22 protein-coding genes are annotated in these 21796 nt (G+C 38.5%); 20 read left to right on the forward strand and 2 right to left on the reverse strand.

All coding sequences use genetic code 11. The features are described 5' to 3' along the window. From folE to FD961_RS01565, 3 genes are all read left to right on the forward strand, one after another. Window positions 1-783 (forward strand): GTP cyclohydrolase I, encoded by a 783-nt coding sequence (folE, locus tag FD961_RS01555; RefSeq protein ID WP_215393820.1) that lies wholly within the window; start codon window positions 1-3, stop codon window positions 781-783. Between the two features lie 367 nt (window positions 784-1150). After that, complete coding sequence (locus tag FD961_RS01560; RefSeq protein WP_215393821.1) at window positions 1151-1459, forward strand: high-potential iron-sulfur protein; 309 nt, start codon at window positions 1151-1153, stop codon at window positions 1457-1459. Window positions 1460-1615: 156 nt separating this feature from the next. Continuing rightward, window positions 1616-2155, forward strand: a complete 540-nt coding sequence (locus tag FD961_RS01565; protein ID WP_215393822.1) for an HPP family protein — start codon at window positions 1616-1618, stop codon at window positions 2153-2155. Between the two features lie 83 nt (window positions 2156-2238). On the opposite strand, the gene FD961_RS01570 is transcribed toward FD961_RS01565, so the two are convergent. Next, window positions 2239-2385: a hypothetical protein gene (locus tag FD961_RS01570; RefSeq protein ID WP_215393823.1), complete on the reverse strand. Its 147-nt coding sequence runs from the start codon at window positions 2383-2385 to the stop codon at window positions 2239-2241. A 182-nt stretch (window positions 2386-2567) separates the two neighbouring features. On the opposite strand from FD961_RS01570, the gene FD961_RS01575 reads away from it, so the two are divergent. The 3 genes from FD961_RS01575 to FD961_RS01585 are packed head-to-tail and all read left to right on the forward strand — an operon-like array spanning window position 2568 to window position 6221. Then, a complete protein-coding gene (locus tag FD961_RS01575; RefSeq protein WP_215393824.1) occupies window positions 2568-4049 on the forward strand; it encodes a mannose-1-phosphate guanylyltransferase/mannose-6-phosphate isomerase in 1482 nt (493 codons plus the stop codon). A gap of 59 nt (window positions 4050-4108) precedes the next feature. Next, window positions 4109-5236, forward strand: coding sequence for a GDP-mannose 4,6-dehydratase (gene gmd / locus FD961_RS01580; RefSeq protein WP_215393825.1), 1128 nt, complete (start codon window positions 4109-4111; stop codon window positions 5234-5236). A gap of 16 nt (window positions 5237-5252) precedes the next feature. Next, the gene (locus tag FD961_RS01585) at window positions 5253-6221 is read left to right on the forward strand and encodes a GDP-L-fucose synthase (protein ID WP_215393826.1); all 969 of its coding nucleotides are present in this window, start codon (window positions 5253-5255) and stop codon (window positions 6219-6221) included. A gap of 10 nt (window positions 6222-6231) precedes the next feature. On the opposite strand, the gene FD961_RS01590 is transcribed toward FD961_RS01585, so the two are convergent. Further along, entirely contained in the window at window positions 6232-7233 is a 1002-nt protein-coding gene (locus FD961_RS01590; RefSeq protein ID WP_215393827.1) for a hypothetical protein, read from the reverse strand. Between the two features lie 600 nt (window positions 7234-7833). Here FD961_RS01590 and FD961_RS01595 point away from each other — a divergent pair. The 14 genes from FD961_RS01595 to FD961_RS01660 all read left to right on the forward strand — a co-directional run bounded on the left by FD961_RS01595 (window position 7834) and on the right by FD961_RS01660 (window position 21794). Then, on the forward strand, window positions 7834-9069 hold the full coding sequence (locus tag FD961_RS01595; protein WP_215393828.1) for a hypothetical protein: 1236 nt from the start codon (window positions 7834-7836) through the stop codon (window positions 9067-9069). Window positions 9070-9166: 97 nt separating this feature from the next. After that, window positions 9167-10342 carry a hypothetical protein gene (locus FD961_RS01600; protein ID WP_215393829.1) on the forward strand — a complete coding sequence of 392 codons (1176 nt, stop codon included), beginning with the start codon at window positions 9167-9169 and terminating at the stop codon, window positions 10340-10342. A gap of 155 nt (window positions 10343-10497) precedes the next feature. Then, window positions 10498-11274, forward strand: coding sequence for a glucose-1-phosphate cytidylyltransferase (rfbF, locus tag FD961_RS01605; protein ID WP_215393830.1), 777 nt, complete (start codon window positions 10498-10500; stop codon window positions 11272-11274). After that, window positions 11265-12347, forward strand: a complete 1083-nt coding sequence (gene rfbG / locus FD961_RS01610) for a CDP-glucose 4,6-dehydratase (RefSeq protein WP_251371302.1) — start codon at window positions 11265-11267, stop codon at window positions 12345-12347. Before rfbF ends, rfbG begins: the two co-directional genes overlap by 10 nt. A gap of 13 nt (window positions 12348-12360) precedes the next feature. Further along, a complete protein-coding gene (locus FD961_RS01615) occupies window positions 12361-13425 on the forward strand; it encodes an NAD(P)-dependent oxidoreductase (protein ID WP_215393831.1) in 1065 nt (354 codons plus the stop codon). Continuing rightward, entirely contained in the window at window positions 13422-14228 is an 807-nt protein-coding gene (locus FD961_RS01620) for a transketolase (protein ID WP_215393832.1), read from the forward strand. The genes FD961_RS01615 and FD961_RS01620 overlap by 4 nt, the downstream gene beginning before the upstream one ends. Next, on the forward strand, window positions 14221-15111 hold the full coding sequence (locus FD961_RS01625) for a transketolase family protein (protein ID WP_215393833.1): 891 nt from the start codon (window positions 14221-14223) through the stop codon (window positions 15109-15111). The genes FD961_RS01620 and FD961_RS01625 overlap by 8 nt, the downstream gene beginning before the upstream one ends. Before the next feature lie 162 nt (window positions 15112-15273). Next, window positions 15274-15486: a UDP-N-acetylglucosamine 2-epimerase gene (locus FD961_RS01630; RefSeq protein ID WP_371817165.1), complete on the forward strand. Its 213-nt coding sequence runs from the start codon at window positions 15274-15276 to the stop codon at window positions 15484-15486. 109 nt (window positions 15487-15595) lie between these two features. Beyond that, window positions 15596-16462, forward strand: coding sequence for a class I SAM-dependent methyltransferase (locus FD961_RS01635; RefSeq protein ID WP_215393834.1), 867 nt, complete (start codon window positions 15596-15598; stop codon window positions 16460-16462). Continuing rightward, on the forward strand, window positions 16462-17754 hold the full coding sequence (locus FD961_RS01640; protein ID WP_215393835.1) for a lipopolysaccharide biosynthesis protein: 1293 nt from the start codon (window positions 16462-16464) through the stop codon (window positions 17752-17754). The genes FD961_RS01635 and FD961_RS01640 overlap by 1 nt, the downstream gene beginning before the upstream one ends. Window positions 17755-17759: 5 nt before the next feature. After that, entirely contained in the window at window positions 17760-18884 is a 1125-nt protein-coding gene (locus FD961_RS01645; RefSeq protein ID WP_215393836.1) for a hypothetical protein, read from the forward strand. Beyond that, on the forward strand, window positions 18865-19761 hold the full coding sequence (locus FD961_RS01650; protein WP_215393837.1) for a glycosyltransferase family 2 protein: 897 nt from the start codon (window positions 18865-18867) through the stop codon (window positions 19759-19761). Before FD961_RS01645 ends, FD961_RS01650 begins: the two co-directional genes overlap by 20 nt. Window positions 19762-19793: 32 nt before the next feature. After that, window positions 19794-20795 (forward strand): glycosyltransferase family 4 protein, encoded by a 1002-nt coding sequence (locus FD961_RS01655; protein WP_215393838.1) that lies wholly within the window; start codon window positions 19794-19796, stop codon window positions 20793-20795. A gap of 21 nt (window positions 20796-20816) precedes the next feature. Further along, window positions 20817-21794 (forward strand): glycosyltransferase family 9 protein, encoded by a 978-nt coding sequence (locus FD961_RS01660; protein ID WP_215393839.1) that lies wholly within the window; start codon window positions 20817-20819, stop codon window positions 21792-21794. The last annotated feature ends 2 nt before the right edge of the window (window positions 21795-21796 follow it).

Genomic DNA, 21796 nt, shown 5'->3' on the forward strand with positions numbered 1-21796 from the left:
ATGACAGTCAAAAAAACAGTTAAACAAGTAGCCATTAAGGTTGCTGATAAGAAGTCTGCCCCAACTAAATCAGTAACTAAAAGAGTTGCCACCAAAGAAGACGAGTCTGGTCTTCCACTCTCGGTTGTCATACGCCGTCGTATCGAAGCACAAAAAGCACGCTTTCATGCCAATGACAATATTGCTGCATTTATTAAACCGGGCGAGTTAGAGGGGCTGGTTGAAGAGGTGTCACAAAAGATGCAGGCTGTCTTGGAGAGCTTAGTGATCGATACTGAAAACGACCACAACACCCGTAATACAAGCCAGCGTGTGGCTAAGATGTATGTGCAAGAAGTCTTCAATGGCCGCTACGTAGAGCAGCCAACACTTACGAAATTCCCCAATGTGAGTCGCCTTAATGAGCTCATGATTATCGGGCCAATTACCGTACGGAGTGCATGCTCGCATCACCTTTGCCCGATCATGGGTCGTATTTGGATTGGAGTATTACCAAGCAAAGAGTCTGCCTTAATTGGCTTATCCAAGTACTCACGTCTAACTGAATGGGTCATGTGCAGACCACAGATTCAAGAAGAAGCCGTGGTGGAATTGGCAGACATGTTGGAAAAGAAAATTAAGCCGATTGGTGTAGCGGTCGTGATGGATGCCGATCACTTCTGTATGCAATGGCGAGGTGTAAAAGATCGCGACTCTAAGATGATTAATAGTGTGATGCGCGGTGCGTTCTTGAAGGACTCCAATCTACGCCGTGAATTTTTAGCTTTGATTGATCGAAAATAATTGAGATGAGATTCTTGTGTTCTCTGGCTGCCTTGCTTCTTCTCACGGCTTGTATTAGTGAGCCTATTAAAAACGAAGATGCCTCAAAAAATAATCAAGCTACTTACCGGAAGGATCTCAGAGAGTGTCAAGAAGACTACCCAGAAACAGGTAGCGGGGTTTATCTACGACAGCGTGCAGGTTGCATGAATTTGAAGGGCTGGAAATAACTTCTTTTGGCTGAAGTTTTGGTGAGAACAATTCTCATCTATATTTGTATATAAATCAGTAGCTTACGAGCTGACTAGTAAGTGCAAATCTTCTCCACTATGATCAACAAAGTTTTGTAACTGTGTAACTTTTTGTTGTCTTACTTTTTGGAGAACCCATGAAAAATAGTCGTCGCCAATTTATGATTTTGTCTGCTGCTGGTGCCTGTACTTTGGCTTTGAACGGTAAAGTTCAAGCTCAAGCAATGGTTGCTGATACTGATCCACAAGCTGCTGCATTGGGTTACAAGTCAGACGCTACTAAAGTTGATAAGGCGAAGTATGCTAAGTACGCTGCTGGTCAAGAATGTGACAACTGTGCTCTTTATCAAGGTAAAGCTGGATCTGCAGCTGGCGGTTGCCCATTGTTTGCTGGCAAGCAAGTGGCTGCTAAAGGTTGGTGCTCTGCTTACGCTAAAAAGGCTTAAGTATTGCTTTGGCCATATGATGAAGCGCATCGCTTCATTCAATAAAAAGGACCGCTTTGGCGGTCTTTTTTATTGCCTCATTTAGCTTGGATGTTGACGTATATTCACGGCTATGATGATGAGGATTGAATAATGAGATGTCTACTGGGGCAATGAATGAAACATACTGCTAAATATTTAATCAAACACTATTCCTTTTATTTGGGTGGCGATCAACCTGAGGTCAGTTGGCAAGAGCGTTTGCGATCCTGCGCCGGGGCTCTGGTTGGTCTGATGTTGGTTTTTACGATTGCCAAGTTACTCGGTGAGCTGACTGGTATTGATGAGTGGCTGATGGCTTCTTTGGGCGCCAGTGCTTTGCTAGTATTTGCCTTGCCTGGCAGCCCAATGGCCCAACCTTGGGCGGTGATTGCCGGCAATACCTTATCTGCATTGATTGGAATTACTGTTTTTATATTAATCCCCGAGCCTTTATTGGCAATGCCAATTGCCGCAAGTTTGTCGATATTGGGGATGTTTGTATTGCGCTGCCTCCATCCACCTGCGGCTGCCGTTGCCTTGATAGTGGTACTTGGGCACGTAGCACACTACCGCTATGCTTTTTTCCCGGTAATGGTGGATTCAATCCTGCTGGTAATTGTTGGGGCGATTTACAGTAATTTGACTGGAAAAAGGTACCCAAACAGGCCAAAATGATCTAACTGATTTTAAATTGATCAAAAAATTGATTATTTAGGCCTATTTTTCCTTATCTGTTGCTATCTTTCAATAAATAGCAATTATTGAACTTTAGTTGCTGCAATTGAGGCAATACAGTCTTTGATGCCGTAATTGTGATATTTGCCGGCATTTTCTTTTTTTAATGATTGAGCGCACTCATTAACTGAATTGCGAACATTAATTTTTGGGGTGTTGCTGGTGGTCATATTTGCTCCTGTTACTGCGTTATTAAGATTTTTTGTGCTTCCGAAGCGCTATCTTGCGCTCTTTATTGCTACAGCGCCTATTTTATAAAAGATTTTCGCCCTACATAAAGCGATAAAATCTATGGTTATAAGATTTAAAAGTGCAATTCACGCAATTTATTAAAAAGGTTAGTTATTTGCTTATGACGCCAGTTTTGCCCGTAATTCTCTGTGGAGGGTCTGGAACTCGTCTTTGGCCGCTTTCCCGTTCAGGCTTCCCTAAGCAATTTTTAGTACTTTCTGGTGACGACTCAAATCAAAGCCTCTTTCAGCAGGCGATCAATCGCATTTACACGGTTGCAAATAATGAAATCTCTGTAGGCAAAGCCATCATTGTCACCAATGAGGAACATCGTTTCTTGGCGCTTGATCAATTACGTGAATTAAAAAACGGCGCACAATCTATTGAGGCAACCCTACTACTAGAGCCCACAGGAAGAAATACTGCACCAGCGCTCACACTAGCGGCACTCTATGCTCAAGAGTTGGGATCAAGCTCAGAAGACCCCATTTTAGTAGTGACACCTGCAGATCAAACGGTTACTAATCCTGCATCATTTACAAAAGCTCTGGTTCAAAGCATTGCGATTGCAAAAGAAGGCGCTATTGCAATTTTGGGCATTACACCTACGGCTCCAGAAACAGGTTATGGCTACATTAAAGTACGAGGTGCTGCATCAGGGAATGGGTATACCGTTGAACGCTTTGTAGAAAAACCCAATGAAGCTACTGCTAAGCAATATTTGCAAGAGGGTGGGTACTTTTGGAATGGTGGCATGTTTGTTCTGAAGGCTAGTGTATGGCTTGCAGCCTTAAAAGAGTTTCGTGCGGATATTCTCGGTATTACCGAAACCGCTTGGCTGGCTAAGATCGAAGACCATTCTGGTGATGCGACATTCATTCGCCCAGACAAAAAAGTCTTTGAAACTATTCCGAGCGAGTCCATTGACTATGCGGTAATCGAAAAATGCCCGGGATCCAGGTTCCCTATCAAAATGGTTGAATTAGATGCTGGCTGGAATGATTTGGGTGCTTGGGATGCAGTGTGGCAAGTCGGAAAGCAGGATGCCCAAGGTAATGTGAGTCATGGTGATGCGCTCATCACAAATTCTAAGAATTCATTGATCCATGCAAGCAGTCGTTTAGTCAGTGCTGTCGGGGTTGAAAACCTGATCATTATTGAAACCGCTGATGCAGTATTAGTGGCTGATCGTAAGAATAGCCAGGACGTCAAGAATATTGTTTCTCAGCTTGAAGCTCAAAAGCGTGAAGAGAAGAGCCTTCATCGAAAGGTGTCGCGTCCTTGGGGCTGGTATGACAGCGTCGATGAAGGCGAGCGCTTTAAGGTAAAGCGTATTCAGGTAAAGCCAGGTGCTAGCCTTTCCTTGCAAATGCATCATCACCGGGCTGAGCATTGGATCGTGGTCAAAGGTACCGCCGAAATCACCAATGGGGACCAAGTCATCGTCCTCACAGAAAACCAAAGTACTTATATACCTCAAGGACAAACACATCGTCTAGCAAATCCCGGTAAAACTCCTTTGGAGATTATTGAAGTGCAATCAGGTAGTTATTTGGGCGAGGATGATATCGTGCGGTTTGAAGACACCTATGGTAGAAGCTAACTACCCTCCAATCAAAATCATATTGATAAGAAATATTTAAAAATAAAGAAGAGCTAATAATGACAAAACAAAAAGTCGCCCTCATTACCGGTATCACTGGCCAAGACGGTTCTTACCTTGCTGAGTTTTTATTGGAAAAAGGCTACATTGTTCACGGCATTAAGCGCCGCGCATCCTCTTTTAATACTGAACGGATTGATCATATCTATCAAGATCCACACATTAATCATCCGGATTTAATTCTTCACTATGGTGATTTAACGGATACCAGCAATCTAGTACGCATCATTCAAGAATGTCAGCCTGATGAGATTTATAACTTAGGCGCACAGTCTCACGTTGCAGTTTCTTTTGAATCTCCTGAGTACACTGCCGATGTAGATGCTATTGGACCGCTGCGGATGTTAGAGGCCATCCGTATTTTGGGTCTGGAGAAAAAGACCCGCTTTTACCAAGCCTCTACCTCTGAGCTCTATGGCCTAGTTCAAGAAATCCCCCAAAAAGAGACCACACCGTTTTACCCAAGAAGTCCTTATGCAGTAGCCAAGATGTATGCCTATTGGATCACTGTCAATTACCGTGAGGCTTATGGCATTTATGCTTGTAACGGCATTCTCTTTAACCATGAATCTAAGCGTCGCGGTGAGACCTTTGTTACCCGCAAGGTAACACGTGGTTTGGCTAATATTGCTCAGGGCCTGGAGAAATGTCTTTACATGGGTAACATTGATGCGTTGCGTGACTGGGGTCATGCTAAAGATTATGTCCGCATGCAGTGGCTCATGCTGCAACAAGATAAACCTGAAGACTTTGTGATTGCGACGGGTGTGCAGTTCACAGTGCGTGAATTTATTATTCGTAGCGCTAAACAATTGGGCATTACGCTCAAGTTTGAGGGTAGCGCAGAGAATGAAAAAGCCATCGTAGCAAGTATAGAAGGCGATAAAGCCCCAGCTCTTAAAGTCGGTGATGTGATCGTGCAAATCGATCCACGCTACTACCGTCCTACAGAAGTAGAAACACTCTTAGGTGATCCTACTAAAGCCAAAGAAAAACTCGGTTGGGTTCCAGAAATCACACTCGATCAAATGATCGTCGAGATGGTGGCTAATGACTTAGACAAGGCTAAGCAGCATGCATTGTTGAGTAAGCATGGTTACTCGGTAGCGGTTGGTAAAGAAAGCTAAAAAGAAGATTACATACGTGCCAACAGATTTAAATCAAAAAGTATACGTAGCCGGCCATCGCGGCATGGTGGGATCTGCTATTGTGCGTAATCTCCAGGCTAAAGGCTATAAAAACATCATTACTCGCACTCATGCTGAATTAGATCTCACCAATCAGCAGGCAGTAAAAACGTTTTTTGAAATAGAAAAGCCTGATCAGGTGTATTTAGCTGCGGCTAAGGTTGGCGGGATTCATGCAAACAATTCCTACCCAGCAGAATTCATTTACGACAATTTGATGGTGCAAAACAATGTGATTCATCACGCATTTTTAAGCGGCGTTAAAAAACTCCTGTTTTTAGGCTCCAGTTGCATTTACCCAAAGCTAGCATCCCAGCCTATGGGTGAGGACGCCTTACTTACCGGAAAGCTTGAGCCTACCAATGAGCCGTATGCGATTGCCAAAATTGCGGGCATCAAGATGTGTGAGAGCTATAACCGTCAATATGGTGAATCTCATGGTGTGGACTACCGCTCAGTCATGCCAACCAATTTATATGGCCCAGGTGATAACTATCACCCTGAAAACAGCCATGTGATACCAGCGCTCATTAGACGTTTTCATGAGGCTAAATTGAGTAATGCTCCTGAAGTGGTGATCTGGGGTACTGGAACTCCAAGGCGAGAGTTTCTCTATGTTGATGACATGGCCTCGGCATCCGTGTTTGTCATGCACTTGGATAAGGCAACTTACGATAGTCAAACAGAACCCATGCAAAGTCATTTAAATGTAGGCTATGGTTCTGATGTCACCATTGCAGAGTTAGCTACTGCGGTAGCAAAGGCAACCGGCTATCAAGGTAGGATTAGTTTTGACTCTACTAAGCCAGATGGCTCGCCACGTAAGTGGATGGATTCGGGGCGCCTGAATCGTTTGAATTGGTCTCCGAAGGTTGATCTGGAAAATGGTCTGAAGACGGCGTACCTAGAATTCAGCAGTAGATAATTTTGAGTTGCTAGGGCTGCCGGATTTGATTTCTCCAGTAGCGCATTGTTAATTTTTCTAGATTAAATTCTTTTATCTCAAGCGTTGATCTGGCGCTCGCTAAAAAATCAGCATTCAATTGCCCCCAGTCTTCCACCTCAATTACTGGTAAGTCTTTAAAGACCTCATTCATTCTCGCCTTTTTAACAATCGGAATGCAGCCTAAAATTAAAGCCTCCCAAGTGCGAAAGCAATCTAGACCTGCGCCATGGGGGCTGAGCACAAATTGATATTGAGACTGAAGAGCCCAAGTTTGATCTACAGATGTTGGTGCGGGCTGAAAATAGCAAACTGATTTATCAATTATTTCGAGGCAATGCCTACGATCTCCGCGATCCAGTGAAAAATGCCAATTACAAAATATTTCTGGTTTCCTCTCTGAAAATGCTGCAGCATTTTCAGAAATCGTTTTGAGTTTCAGCTCCTGCATTGCCGGAAGAATAAAACCGCCACCCCATTGCAAGGGGTCGTTCCAAAGATTATAAAGATTGATGCCAATTGGAAGAGTTTGAAGTTTGGGATGTTCTACATCTTTGTTTTGAGCAAACCATTTCACTAAATATGGGCAGTTCAGGATCTTTTCGAGCTCTTCTCCAAGGATGTGTTTGTCAACAGGCAAGTCATTATCACCACTAACCAGTACAAATGGTTGAGTAATTTTTGGCAATACTGATTTAGAAAAATAAGTCAACCATATGGTTTGAACATAAATTGTGGGAATATGCGATTCCTGGGTAGTAAGGCTATTTAGTTGATTGGGAATACTGTCGACATAATGACTATCTTTTTGACTTGCCATTGGGTCTTTTGGATGGATATCACATGCAAACAGAGCGGTCCAGCTATTTATAAAGCTGGCATTTTTTATGGAGTAGTCAAAACTATCGCTATAAAGAATTTTCTCAACGATTTTTCTGCGATCATGCTTCTTAATAAAATTGCCGAAGAATTGAAAGAGCAGTTTTTTAAGCATGGCTTGCGATAAATTGAAAATGAGAATAATTGTTTACGTTTTACAGACGCAACCAGTCAATCAGTAGGTCGTATCCCCGGCTTCATAATACCCAACCTTTTGGGCTTTGGTTCTTAGAGCGTAACTTTTACAGCTCCCATGTATGAAAGCTAGCCCAATAATGTTGCTTATATAAACATACTTAAATGTTATGCTATTGGAATTAGGTTGCAGGCTTCATTTTAGATAATAGCGCTTTATACAACTCATAATCGTCAGCATAAGTAGCATTAAAGTAATTAGCTTTTAATTTAAGGGTCAAAAAATAAACCTCCGGATAGTCGCAAGAGATTGGTTCGATATTTTCAGCTTAATCTAACATCTAAAAAACTTGGCGCCTGGTTTAAATTAAATATGAATATCAATTTCACATTGAATCAATCTAGCCATAAAACAATGAATGTCATGGGATATGCGCTGATATTGATTAGCAGTGTGCTCCTGGGTATTTGGGCAGTTAAAGGTACGATTGCCCTGCGAAACTCATTACTTGGGATCGGTACGCTGATATCCATTATTTACATTTACTCAGTATTTAAATCCCAAGAAATAAAAATGACAGTGAAGAATGGCGCGCCACTCATTCCTCTGGGCTTGATGTTCTGCTGGGTGATATTCCATTACTGCTTTCTCTCTCGCTTTCCTGAGCAGCAATTCCATGAATTAATCAGTACCTGGTTACGCAGTCTTCTGGCCGTAATTGTAGGGGTAGGTACAGGTTTGGCCATTAGCAAAAGACCCAATGCAATCAATTTTCTTTGGCTGGGAATCTTGGGCAGCTTTGCCTACCTCTTTTATCAATACATCCCCAAGGCTATTGCGCTAAAAAGTTTATTTGTTGTTGATTGGTTTTCTTACATCTATCCTGGAAAGATCAGCGGCGTCCTGGCGGGAACAATCTTAGTTATTGGATTGTTAGGTACTATGCTCGACACGGCTATGAGAGGAAAATGGATATCAACGATTCTGACTGCGATATTGACTTTATTAGGCTTAAGCTCGGCCCTTTATGCCTATGTCTTTATTTTTGATGCACGAAATGGAGTGGGGCTTGTTACAATCCTGATCGCCATCTTTATTGGAAAAATGCTGACCAATATTTTTACTGCATTGCGCACACATAGTATGAGTTTAGCTAGAGGGGCCGTTGTGTTGTTATTGATCTTGGGATTGGCATTAGTTACTGCTTGGGGTATCAAACAGCACATCCAAAATAATGCGGGCTGGTCTTCGATGTGGGAGGATACTAAGACCTCAATACAAATACAGAAATACTCTAACTGGCAAGATCCGCAAAAATATGGTTACCCACTCAATGATTCTGGTCGGGTGGTAAAGGCTAATACCTATGAGCGCTTAGCTTGGGCAACTGTCGGGGCAACGGTATTGATGCCCCAACATCCTTTGGGAATTGGGGTCTTAAAGCAGCCCTTTACCATTCTTATGAAAGAAAGTTATCCCAATGGCATCACTTATTTACCATCCACTCACAGCGCTTGGGTCGAAATAGGCCTTGCTTTCGGATACCCAGGCCTCTTTTTGCTTTTCAGTGCTCTGGTTTACTTAGGTTATTTAGCCCTAGGTTCAAAAAGTAATTTCCGATCTACAGTTTTCATGTTCTCCGTGGGTTTAATTTGTCTCTATACGGTGGGGGAGATCAGCTCCCAACATGGCGTTGAGATACTTTTTTCCCTGATTGCATTAAATGCGGCTTTGTTAACGCCCTATAGACCCAAAAATAAAGCCCATTTAGTTCGTATTGCAAGATATATTAAGGCCGCAGATACCCTTCTGTAATTTATAATCAAAACATGAGCGGAGAAAGATTGTAAAAGAAGCGCAAAGTAAAAAAGATTTTTATACAAGGTAATCTTCAAGCAAAAGAGAGTAATTTATGACATTGCAGGAATTAAGTGCCCAATCGAATGAGAGTGAAATCTCACTCTTAGATATCGTTAACTTCCTGCAAGAGTCTTGGAAAAAACTTGCCATTAGTGCAATCATAGGCGCGATATTAGGAATATCTGGATGGTTTGTCTTGGGTAACTATTCGGCCGATTATGTTTTGCTAAATAATAATAATAATAATAATAGCTACACCCTTGACCTCGTATCTTGGAAAATACTGCAAAAGAGCTTGCCCAATTTAGCCGATCAAATCATTGATGAAAATAAAGCCCCAGAAAATCTATTATCCCTTTATAAAGAGATGAGTAGTGATCGGTGGTGGCAAAAAAATGTTGTTCCTACTTATGCCCTCTCTAAGGCCGATACAAAAGATTTAGCAGGTATCAGTAAAGATTTAGATGCTGCCTCCACCACTATTATCAATTTAACGCTCACTGCGACAGGTCCATCTAAAGAACAATCGATCGAAAATGTGCGCGCTGCCGCTAAGTTTTTGCGCACCGGTAGCGCCTACTTGCAACTGCGCTCCATGCTCAATAGCTATGAGAGTCTAACCATGAGCACCGATGCCGATGTGCGGCAAAAAATTACCAGCACCCAAATCGAGATAGGCTACCAACAAGAACGCGCTCGTCAATTAGAGGAGCTTCATAAACGCTTTCCAGGCGGCAACGCACCAGCGCAACAAGTAGTTGATGCTCAAGATTCCAGCGCCAAGTATCTTCCACTGCAGACCCAAATTATCGCCGCTAATAATGACATCAATACCTCTAAAGAAGCGCTCTCGCGACTGCAGCGTCGTCTTGATCAAATAGCGCTGATTAAAGAATTTTTGCAACTTGCTCTCCCCCTGCAAGATCAAACCTTTGATGGATTAACCCTAGATCAACAATTGCTTGATATTGAAGCGGTACTTCGCAAAAAGTTGACTAAAAATGATTCTAATAGCGAGCAGTTTTTAAATGACTTGCATGCGCGCTTACTGGATATTCAGGTGCGCTTTACCAACGGGCTGGAGGCTAACACTGCACCAACTTCGAGCGGGAAAAAAGGCGTGATCAAGGCGACCTCAGGTGGTTTTGCACTAGCATTGTTCTTAATGCTTTTAGTACTACTGGGTCAAAAAGTGTGGCAATCGATAAAAAGCCGCAGTACTATGTGAAGTCTCACGTGGAGGCTCCATTAGAAATGAATTCGTGAGGCTAGGCATTAGCGTGCTTATATTTGAAAAAGGTCGAAATCTGTCGAGCATTCAAGTTTCCAAAGTAGAGCAAATTAGCAAAATCATTTGAAAAATAATCAACGAATATAAAGTTTATGAAAGCAGTCATTTTGGCGGGTGGTTTAGGAACACGAATTTCAGAAGAAACTGAAAGTAAACCTAAGCCGATGATTGAAATTGGCGGCATGCCAATTTTATGGCACATCCTCAAGCTCTATTCTGCCCATGGGGTGAATGATTTTGTCATTTGCTGTGGCTATAAGGGTTACGTCATCAAAGAGTATTTTGCAAATTATTTTTTGCACATGTCTGATGTGACGTTTGATATGGCACTCAACAAGATGGAAGTGCATCATCGATATGCTGAGTCTTGGAAAATTACTCTGATCGATACTGGCGCTGACACCATGACAGGCGGACGTCTAAAGCGGGTGGCTCAGTACGTTCAGGATGAAGAAGCTTTTTGCTTTACTTATGGCGATGGTGTGAGTGATGTAAATATCACCAAGCTCATTGGTTTTCATAAGAGTCATGGCAAAAAAGCAACCTTAACTGCTGTATATCCACCGGGACGATTTGGTGCAATCGATATACATTCGGATCATCACATTACCTCATTCAAAGAAAAGCCTAAGGGTGATGGCGGGATGATCAATGGCGGCTTTTTTGTGCTCTCTCCCGAAGTGATTAGCTTGATTAAAGACGACTCCACCGTCTGGGAGCGTGAGCCTTTAGAGGGTTTGGCACAGGAGTCACAAATGATGGCGTATCAGCATCATGGATTTTGGCAGCCAATGGATACTTTGCGGGATAAGAATTATCTTGAGGAGCTTTGGTCTTCAGGCAAGGCTCCTTGGAAGTCATGGCAATGAAGCCTGCTCAAGTTGACTCACAATTTTGGAGGGACAAAAAAGTCTTTCTAACGGGGCACACCGGATTTAAAGGGAGCTGGCTATCCCTTTGGTTGACATCTATGGGTGCAAAAGTGACGGGTTACGCATTAGCGCCCAATACAACGCCCAATTTGTTTGATATTTTGGCGATTGATTCTTTGATTGAGAAATCACACATTGCTGATATTCGGGATTTATCAAGCTTACAAAAAGTGATGTCTAGCGCAAATCCGGATGTAGTGATACATATGGCAGCTCAGCCATTGGTGCGCTATTCCTATGTAAATCCAGTAGAGACTTATGCCACTAATGTGATGGGTACGGTACATGTTTTAGAGAGTATGCGAAACATTGACTCAATTCGTGCCACCGTTGTAGTGACAACCGATAAGTGTTACGAGAATAAGGAGTGGGTTTGGGGTTATCGTGAGGGCGAACCCATGGGTGGTTGCGACCCCTACAGTAATAGTAAGGGCTGTGCTGAGTTAGTCACATCTGCCTACCGACAGTCGTATTTTTCTAAATCTGATTCAATCAATAATATTGCATCTGCTAGAGCTGGTAATGTTATTGGTGGCGGGGATTGGTCTGAAGATCGCTTAATCCCTGATGCGATAAAAGCATTTGAGGCAAACAAGTCTCTGATGATTCGAAATCCGTTTGCAACACGCCCATGGCAACATGTTCTAGAGCCTCTTTCGGGTTATTTAATTTTGGCCCAAGCGCTTTATGAGCGGGGATCAGACTTTGCCTCTAGTTGGAACTTTGGGCCACGAGATGAAGATAATCGTTCGGTTCGGGATGTGATTGATTTGTTGATTGCTGGATGGGGTGGATTTGCAAGATGGGAAAAAGAGGATGCAGGGCAGGTTCATGAGGCCGGCTTATTAAAGCTAGATTGTTCCAAAGCACATATGCAATTAGGCTGGAGACCGAAATGGGATTTAGAAACAGCGATACAAAAAATTATTCACTGGAAAACTGCATACAAAGAAAAAAGAGATATGCGCGAATTCACTCTTGCCCAAATTTATATCTATCTAAACAGTTAATATACTTTACTTGATGGATAAAAATATTTTTCCCAGCCTTTCAGTTGACGATTTAGATCATATGTTTTTTGGCCTATCTGAGTCAGAGTGGAATTTTTTTTTGAATAAACGAATATTTATAACAGGTGGAACGGGCTTTATTGGAAAGTGGATTTTGTCATCGTTGCTTGATGCAAATCGAAGATTAGATTTAAATTGCAAAATTGAAGTTTTAAGTAGATTTCCTGAAGCATTTAAGAGACAAGCGCCCTATATAGCAAGCGAAAAAAATATTGAGTTTCACCAGGGGGATATACGCACCTTTGAGTTTTTATCTGGACCAATAGATATTATTATTCATGGTGCGACAGATGTAATTGCTAGAAACAATCCATCTGAGACATTTTCATCATGCGTTGATGGTACAAGACGCATTCTAGATTTCGCTCGTGCTAGCGGGGCCCAGGATTTTCTACTAACCAGCTCAGGTGCTGTATATGGGCCGCATCCCTTCGACTTGGATGGTATGCCGGAAACATATCTTGGTGGGCCAGATCAAACCTTGCTAGATTCGGCTTATGCCGAGGGAAAGCGAGTATCAGAATGGCTATCTTGTACTCAAGCAATTGAGACTGGACTGCAAGTGAAAATTGCTCGCATTTATGCACAAGTAGGACCATATTTGCCCTTAGATAAGCATTTTGCTATCGGTAATTTTATATATGATGCGTTGTTTAATAAGAAAATTATTATTTCCGGTGACGGCACCCCTATTCGCAGTTATTTATACGCAGCAGATACGGTTATATGGTTGTGGTCTATGCTTCTCCGAGGGGCCTCTGGGCGCGTTTGGAACGTAGGCGGGCAAGAGGGGTTGTCAATTGGCGCATTAGCTTCGCGCATCAAGAACCTTATAGGCAGATCCACCCAAGAGATTGAAATTGCAAAAAAGGCTAATCCTGAAAAATCTATTGAAAGATATGTCCCGGATGTTAGCAGAGCGCGACGTGAGCTTTGTTTGCCAAATCCTATTTGTCTTGACGAAGCAATTCTACGAACAGCAAATTGGGTCCGTGAAAACTTGATGGTGAATACATGAAAGAGATTCAGGCGCTGGCGAAGGTTATTAGAATCTCGTCGCTTCGTATGGTACATCGTGCTAAGGCCTCACATATTGGAAGCGCTCTTTCAATTTCGGATATTTTGGCTGTTCTGTACGGCCGAATTTTGAACGTTGATCCATCTCGAGCCGATTGGGATGATAGAGATCGCTTTATATTGAGTAAAGGGCATGCATGTGTGGCCGTATATTCGGCGCTTGCCGCTCGTAGATTTTTCCCCGAAAGTCAGCTTGAGAATTATGCAACCGATAATTCGAGCATGATGATGCACATTAGCCATAAGGTTATCGGAGTCGAGTTTTCCACTGGATCATTGGGGCATGGTTTGTCATTTGGAGTTGGTAAAGCATTGGCAGCAAAAAAGATGGGGAAAAAATGGCGCACCTTTGTTCTTTTGAGTGATGGCGAATTGGGCGAAGGCGCAAACTGGGAGGCCATGATGTTTGCTTCGCACCATCATCTCGATAATCTTATCGCAGTGATCGACTACAACAAGTTACAAAGTTTGACGACCGTCGAGAAAACCCTTGGAGTTGAACCTTTGGCGGATAAGATTAAAGCTTTTGGATGGTCGGTTCAGGAGGTCGATGGACACGATTGTGTCGCTTTGTGTAATGCTTTTAAGATTGAGTCATGGGAAGGCGGTAAACCATGCCTTTTAATTGCTCACACAACGAAAGGCAAGGGAGTTTCTTTTATGGAAAATCGGGTTGAGTGGCATTACAAATCTCCCTCAGACGATCAGCTTCTATTGGCAATGCAGGAGCTAGAGAATGCGTAACGCGTTTATAGATGAATTAGTTCAGCTTGCTCGTCAGCATCCGGCTATAGCGCTAATCGTAGGGGATTTGGGATATTCGGTTATTGAGCCATTTGCGGAAGAGTTTCCGGAGCGATTTATAAACGCTGGAGTTGCGGAGCAAAACATGATGGGCTTAGCGGCTGGAATGGCATCAGAGGGCTATCATGTATTTGTGTATTCCATTGCAAATTTTCCAACTTTTCGTTGTGCTGAGCAAATTCGCAATGATGTTGCTTACCATAATCTGCCGGTGACTATTGTTGCGGTTGGTGGTGGATTGTCTTATGGGGCGTTGGGCTATTCGCATCACGCAGTTCAGGACTATGCATTAATCAGAGCGATGCCCAATATGTTGATAGCATCACCAGGGGATCCACTAGAGGTGCGGGGTTGTTTAAGATATTTAATTAATAATCCCCAACCTTCTTATTTAAGATTAAATAAAGCTGGCGAAGCATTGTTGCATAAAGAAGTTCCCATTTTATCCCCCGGAAAATGGAAGTTGATTCATGCGGGAAACGATGATTCCACTAGAGCTCATTTAGCTACTGGGTATGCTCTTCAGATAGCCCATCGCCGTCTCAAGAAAAATTCAGAATACTCTCACGATTATCTTTTTAGTATGCCTTTGTGGGGTATGGAGTGTAAAAAATATCAAGTTGAGCAAGTTAAGCTATTCGATGATGTAAAGGTTTATGAGGATCATCTGCGAGATGGAGGGTTCTCATCGTGGATGTTGGAATCTTTATTAGATGCCCCAAATTTTTTAAAAAGAATTAGCAGTTATGCGCTTGATCCAGTTGTGTGTGGGGCAGTTGGATCGCAGGATGTTATGAATAAGTTAGGGGGGTTAATTGAATAATTTGGAATATACGCAGGATTTAATGTGAAATTTGAGAAAAGTACTTATTGTGTTTGGCACAAAGCCTGAAGCTATTAAGATGGCGCCAATAGTTTTATGATTCTTACTGATAGCGGAGACATTCAGGAATAGGCGCCATCTTTGGGTAAGCCTGTTTTAGTTATGCGTGAAAAAACTGAGCGTCCAGAGGCTATTGCTATGGGGATATCTCGACTTGAGGGCACAGAACGCAATGCAATTGTTCGAGAAATACATCGACCTCTGCTTGATGTTGGGGCCTATAAGGAAATGACTAATATTTCATATCCTTGTGGAGATGGCTGTGCATCAGAAAGAATTACGAGGCGAATACTTAAATACTTAAGCTGTGATTAAGTAAGGGATAAATTTAAATTCTTAGTCAATGATAGAGTCTAAGCTGATAATAAATTTATAGTTATAGAAAAAATATTAAAAACTCAATAGTTTTATAAAAAGGATAGTAATGGGAATAGATATATATGCACTTACATTTTTAAAATTTATATCCAACAGAAGGGATTTTAATAAAACCCTAACTATTGGACGTCAATCGCTTCTAATAGATGAGCAGGAATTTGAAGATATTTTTAGAAAGAAAAAAAATTATATTGATGATAAATATTGTGAAGAAATGCTACAAAAAAATTTATCTGCGTCACAAGTTGATTCTCTTGACAACAGCAAATATGAAAATGCAACATTTATTCATGATATGAACACCGACATACCTCTAAGTATGCATAACCAATACAACACTGTAATAGACGCAGGAAGCCTGGAGCACATTTTTAATGTTAGCCAAGCCATAAAAAATTGTTCTCAATTATTAAAAGAAGGGGGGCAAGTTATCCACATACTGCCTGCAAATAACTTCTGCGGACATGGATTTTGGCAATTTTCACCGGAACTGTTTTTTTCTTTATATTCTGAGAATAACGGTTATGAAGATCTTTTTGTATTCTTAGTCGATTTAACAAATCCCTATAAATGGTATAGGATAAAAAAACCGAATTTTGGAGATAGATTAAATATTTCTAGTTCAAATCAAATGTGCATTTTTGTTAGCGCAAGGTTAAAGAGCAAAACGTTTAAGCACGATAATATACAACAAAGTGACTATGTATATAGATGGAATAACAAAGAAGAATTAAGAAAAACAGAATTATATTTTTATAAATTCAAAAAAGAAGCTAGAAAAATAATTAAAAAAAATTATTTATTTGGACCCTTATATTGGAAAATAATGGGATATAAGTTTAGAAAAAATAATTCATTGAAATCATCGAGAGAAAATATAAGCCTTGTGAAAGCATCAAGAATGGTTGAATAGTGTCCAATATTTATAATAAAAACATAATATTTACAATAGCATTTAAAATTTGGGGTGCAATTGCTGGATTATTGGTTGTTGCGGTTCTTCCAGCCACCTTCAGCAAGAACGAGCTAGGGTACTACTACCTTTTTCAATCAATATTGGCAGTTCAGGGCATTCTTGAACTTGGTATGTTGACTGTAACTCAAAATTACATTTCAAAAAATTATTATGGTTTAGATTTAATTGATGTAAAAAATAATAGAATATTTAAAAATATAAGCAATGCTATAAAGACATATTTTTTATTTACAGCTACGTTGTATTTCATTGTAGTAAATATTATATTCATAGCATCAACAAATGAATATTTTTTAGATGGATATGTTTATTTATCATGGGTGATATTTTCAATAGCTTCGTGCCTTAATTTTTACTTACTTCCGAACTTCATGATCCTAGAGGGGCTTGGAAAATTTTCAGTTTCATCAGTTATTAAATTAACATCTTCATTAATATCTATTCTGATATTTATCGCATGCATTTACCTTGGTTTTGGGCTAATGTCTGCGGGTATATACCAATCGGCTATTTTACTGAGCACTGGATTAATATTTTATAGTTTTAATAAGAACATATTTAAATTAAAAATAAACATTAGATATCTTTATATTTTCATTAGAAAAAATTATTATTTTCAGAGAAATATGATGATAACAATGGTTTCAGGCTATTTTATATTCACATTATACGTACCCTTTATATTTCGAAAATACGGGGCTATTATGGCTGGGCAGGTTGGATTATTAATATCAATATTAGGTTTTTTATTAAGCATCTCAAATGGGTTTATGCAGACGAATATTCCAAAATTAATTAACCTATTAAAAAATAAACATATTGAAAAAGCTAACTTTATTTTCAACAAATGCTTCATGCATTCATTATTATTTTCTATGCTAAGCTGTATTTTTTTTAATATTTTTATTGAGCTATTAAGACGACAAGGATTGATGAATTTCTATCTTGATAAATTTCCAGATAAATACATTATTTTAATTTTCTCTTTACATTTTTTGGCTAACGCATTTTGCGCTAATATCAGTATATATTTAAGGGCTAAAGATAAGGAAATATTTGTTAAGGAGAATATAATAATGGGAGTTATAACAATCAACTTACTTTTCTGGTTAGATGATATTCCATTTAGGCTTTATGTTGCTATTGTAACGTCAGTTTTTACATTATTGTCTCCAGTGATGTATTATAAAAAGTTTATTTCAGAGAGAAGAAGAAATGAATTTATATAAAAAAAATGTTAAAAGACCATATTAAAATATTTTTCTTAGCAATTATTTTGTTGCTAGCAAGGTACCAGAGTGACTATGAAATTATTGGCTTGACGGCCTTGATTGCTTTTTTAGCTCTTTTTTTTGCATCAGGAAAAACCGAAGAAAAATTGTTCTATTTTTTATTTTTTCAATTTTTTGAATATTTTGAGTTAATTGATGGAATCCCAGTATCTATTCCATACTTAATAATATGTATCTTTATACTATTTTATTTTATAAAAGATGGCAAACAAATTGACATTTTTATTATTTTATTGATCTTCATATCGATCTACTCTTATATTATTTCTTCAATATATCCTGCTAAATTATTTTTGACTTATTTTATGATTTACGTTGCTTGTAATGGATTAAATTTTTTGAAGTTAGATTGCGATAGTAAAAACAATATAATATTTAAAAAAATAGAATTATTTTATATTTTTTTAATTACATTTTGGATTCTAGAGGCCATTATTCATTTTGTTTTACCTAATTTTAAGACAAACATTGTGGTTGGGAATGACTATAGACCAATCGGATTTTTTTCTGAACCGACGTATTTTATATTTCTAATCGCAACAACTGCAATAATTCTATCTAGAGTACATAAAATAAATATTTTGATAGCATTATCCCTTTCAATTTATTCCCAATCGAGAATATTTACACCGATTTTATATTTTGCTGCTGTAAAAAAGAATATTATCCTATTCTTTTTCTCGCTGACTCTAATAATTGTATGCTTCTTATTTTTTATAGGAGATGATAGTTACTTTGCTAGATTTATTGATATTACTGATAGTATAAGAGGGGGGTTGCTTAAAAATGCATTAAGTTCTCTTTCTATTGAGTCAGTGCTATTTCCACCTAATGATAATGAATTACATAAAACTGGAATATTTTATTTTCAACTGGTAAATGTATTTGGTGGATTGACTGCCTCAATCATGTTTCTATATCTTACTATTCATTTAATTTCCAAAGCTGGTTATGTTGGCTCTATGTTAATATTGATTTCTTTTTTTCATCCCATTCAATATTCTGCAATTTCATTAACAGCCTTATTATTGGGTTATCATTTAAAAAATGTTTATTCACAAAAGTAATACAGTTATTCTGCCATTAATTTGGTTAACAATTGGAATTCCAACTTTTAGAAAGCCTGAATGTTTGGCTAAGTGTCTAAAAGGAATTTTTGATAATACTCCTGAAGAGTATAGGGATAAAGTCGAAATAATAGTAGTTGATAATGATGAAAATCATTCTGCAAAGAAAATATGTGAAAATTTTGACATGAAGTGTGAGTATATAAGTGGCAATTTTGAAATAAGAACCGCTGAGTCTTCAATGTCAATTATAGAGTCTAAATTCAAAGGGTTATATGTTTGGTATCTTGGCGATGATGACTATATTTTTAGTACTTTACAACCAATATTTAATATTTTTAAAAGTAGGCCAGATACAATACTATTATCTTATACTCATCTAAACCTAAATTTAATATATGTAATTAATAGGTTTTTACCAAATTTATTATTCAAACTTGTCATTAAATTTTGTTTGCATTACAGACTAGGATTTATATCTATGCAAATTTTTTCTAGAAAATTAGATAATCTCTATCCTCTTAATCATAGATTTAAGCAAATGAGTTTTCTTAATAAGTCCATATCGATAATATCCAGTTCAAAGAAAATATCAATTATAAAATCACCTATTTTTTTTGATAGCCCAACTGCTGCTACCTATAATCCAGTCCAATATTTCAATGTATTTTATGCCCAAGTTGTTAATGGTTTGCGCTGCTTCCCGACTGCAAAATTTGGTTATTTAATTTGGGCGGCTTTCTTTTTTAAAATTCCAGGAGTTTCTAAAATTCATTTTCCGTCCAGCGAATTGACTTCATCTTCATTAAAAATATCATACTATTTTTTTATTATAAAATCTTTGTTATTTAATTATATAAAAAAAGTAATTAAATAGTAATATATTATTTAATTTAAAAAAATTCTATAATGAAAATTTCTTACGTTATTGAGCCATATTTCAGTGTTGGAGGCTGCCAAAGACAGCTGGAATCATGGAAAAGAAATTTACATCTGCTTGGCTTGGATGTAAGTCTTGACCCCAATATTTCCAACTCTGATGCTATTCATTTTTTTCCTATAAATAATTTACAAATGTTTAATCAAATAAGGAGAGGCGCCAAGTCTAAATCCATTGTTTCATGTAACTATTGGTCCAACTCAAGTAAATTTTATAGTTTTGCCAAAAAGATGACATTAATTTCTCCGGCAATATTTAATAATATAAGACCCGTTGCTGCATATAGAGAGCGATATGAATTTTTTAGAAATTGCAACTCTTTAATTGCTAATACAAAGGCTGAGTCAGAGTTAATTCAATTTGAATACGGCATTGACAATAATTTAATTCATGTAATTCCTAATACTGTAGATGATATTTTTTTCGAGCATGAGTCAATTTCACCTAACGAGAAAAATCCTCCATACCTTCTTACTATTGCAACAATAGATCCGCGCAAAAATCAGCACCTCGTAGCTCATGTAGCTAAAAAATTAAAAATTGAATACCATATTTATGGATCTGTTTTCGATAAAAATTATCTCGAAAGAATATTAAAAATTGGCGGAGGTTTTGTTAAATACAAGGGTTTGCTAGTGCATGGAAGTCCACAGATGCTTGCAGCCATAGACGGTTGCTCACTTTATTTGCTACCATCTTGGTGGGAAACGCCTGGTATTAGCGCCATGGAGGCAGCCGTAAGAAACCGACCGATCATAGTTACTGATGTTGGAGGTGCCAGAGAATATTTCGGCGACTTTGCATCTTATTCAGATGGAGAATCTTTAGATCAAATGATGGTAGAAAAAATGTTATGCAGGGTTGAAAATAGTATTGTTAAGTATGTACCGGACTATAAAACTAAATTTAGAGGATTGAATTCTGCTTTATTACTGAGAAATTTGTACAATTATATTACTGAAATGTCTTGATTATAAGTTCTTGATAGGGTAATGAAAACTAAATTACTTTGGTATACGAAGGGGAATCTTGGGGATTTTATATTAGCTTGCTATTCTCTAATGAAAATCGACCTTGCTTTAGTTGATGTAACTATATGTACTAATAAAAATAACATAAAAATTATCAGAGATTTACAGCTTCCATTTAAAATAATTGAAGAAAATAATACTATCATCTCCTCAATAAAATCTTTTGCATTGCTTAAGGCTCTCAATATTTTTGTTAGGAAAATATGTTCTTGTTGGAATTCATACGATGTATCTATCGACACTTATAGATGGAGATCTGGTTTTTTAATAGAACAATCCATATCATTTTTTGATTCAATTAAGTTGAATCGGTTTAATAGTAAAAAAATAATAAATTTTTCAAGAGCAGAGCTTGCAATACATGAACAATTTTTAATGTTGGCGAAGATTCCCTATGCTAAAAAATCTTTTTTTTTACATCATATTAAAAATGTTACCAAGGGAAATGAGTTAGTTAAAAGATTTGATGTAATTATTCATCCATTTAGTTCTGAAAAAACACGAGTTTTAAATTACGAATTCGTTTTGGAAATAGTCAAAATGCATCCAAATGAGGAAATACTACTGCTAGGAGTGCCCAGTGATGATGGGAGTTTGCTTTTAAAATTGAAAAATTTAAAACTGGAGAATTTAACAGTAGAAATTAAATATTTTAATTTTTTTGAGCTTGCCCAATTAATCATTGCTGCAAAAATAATTTACGGCTCCGAGTCTTTCGTCTCTAATTTTGCTTCTTTGTTAGGGGCTAAGGTATATGGCTTCTTTAGTGGGGTTGCCGATCCAAATCAGTGGTATCTACCTGGTTTTAACTCCACAACTTTTAAATTGAACGTACCCTGCTCGCCATGCTTTAATAAAATTGCATGTAGTAATGAGTGCCTTAATTTCTTTGCTTTTAGCGAAACACAATCTACCGACTTGAATGAAATGGATAAATAATA

Origin of the sequence: Polynucleobacter sp. TSB-Sco08W16 (assembly GCF_018687455.1) — a bacterium.
Taxonomy (GTDB): Bacteria; Pseudomonadota; Gammaproteobacteria; order Burkholderiales; family Burkholderiaceae; genus Polynucleobacter.

Bases quoted from the DNA above. Each gene is read 5' to 3' on its own strand.
- FD961_RS01590 (WP_215393827.1), bottom strand. From the start codon at position 7,233: ATGCTTAAAAAACTGCTCTTTCAATTCTTCGGCAATTTTATTAAGAAG.
- FD961_RS01565 (WP_215393822.1), top strand. From the start codon at position 1,616: ATGAAACATACTGCTAAATATTTAATCAAACACTATTCCTTTTATTTG.
- FD961_RS01570 (WP_215393823.1), bottom strand. From the start codon at position 2,385: ATGACCACCAGCAACACCCCAAAAATTAATGTTCGCAATTCAGTTAAT.
- gmd (WP_215393825.1), top strand. From the start codon at position 4,109: ATGACAAAACAAAAAGTCGCCCTCATTACCGGTATCACTGGCCAAGAC.
- rfbF (WP_215393830.1), top strand. From the start codon at position 10,498: ATGAAAGCAGTCATTTTGGCGGGTGGTTTAGGAACACGAATTTCAGAA.
- FD961_RS01660 (WP_215393839.1), top strand. From the start codon at position 20,817: ATGAAAACTAAATTACTTTGGTATACGAAGGGGAATCTTGGGGATTTT.
- rfbG (WP_251371302.1), top strand. From the start codon at position 11,265: ATGGCAATGAAGCCTGCTCAAGTTGACTCACAATTTTGGAGGGACAAA.
- FD961_RS01615 (WP_215393831.1), top strand. From the start codon at position 12,361: ATGGATAAAAATATTTTTCCCAGCCTTTCAGTTGACGATTTAGATCAT.
- FD961_RS01635 (WP_215393834.1), top strand. From the start codon at position 15,596: ATGGGAATAGATATATATGCACTTACATTTTTAAAATTTATATCCAAC.
- folE (WP_215393820.1), top strand. From the start codon at position 1: ATGACAGTCAAAAAAACAGTTAAACAAGTAGCCATTAAGGTTGCTGAT.
- FD961_RS01575 (WP_215393824.1), top strand. From the start codon at position 2,568: ATGACGCCAGTTTTGCCCGTAATTCTCTGTGGAGGGTCTGGAACTCGT.
- FD961_RS01650 (WP_215393837.1), top strand. From the start codon at position 18,865: ATGTTTATTCACAAAAGTAATACAGTTATTCTGCCATTAATTTGGTTA.
- FD961_RS01630 (WP_371817165.1), top strand. From the start codon at position 15,274: ATGCGTGAAAAAACTGAGCGTCCAGAGGCTATTGCTATGGGGATATCT.
- FD961_RS01625 (WP_215393833.1), top strand. From the start codon at position 14,221: ATGCGTAACGCGTTTATAGATGAATTAGTTCAGCTTGCTCGTCAGCAT.
- FD961_RS01560 (WP_215393821.1), top strand. From the start codon at position 1,151: ATGAAAAATAGTCGTCGCCAATTTATGATTTTGTCTGCTGCTGGTGCC.
- FD961_RS01655 (WP_215393838.1), top strand. From the start codon at position 19,794: ATGAAAATTTCTTACGTTATTGAGCCATATTTCAGTGTTGGAGGCTGC.
- FD961_RS01645 (WP_215393836.1), top strand. From the start codon at position 17,760: ATGTTAAAAGACCATATTAAAATATTTTTCTTAGCAATTATTTTGTTG.
- FD961_RS01600 (WP_215393829.1), top strand. From the start codon at position 9,167: ATGACATTGCAGGAATTAAGTGCCCAATCGAATGAGAGTGAAATCTCA.
- FD961_RS01620 (WP_215393832.1), top strand. From the start codon at position 13,422: ATGAAAGAGATTCAGGCGCTGGCGAAGGTTATTAGAATCTCGTCGCTT.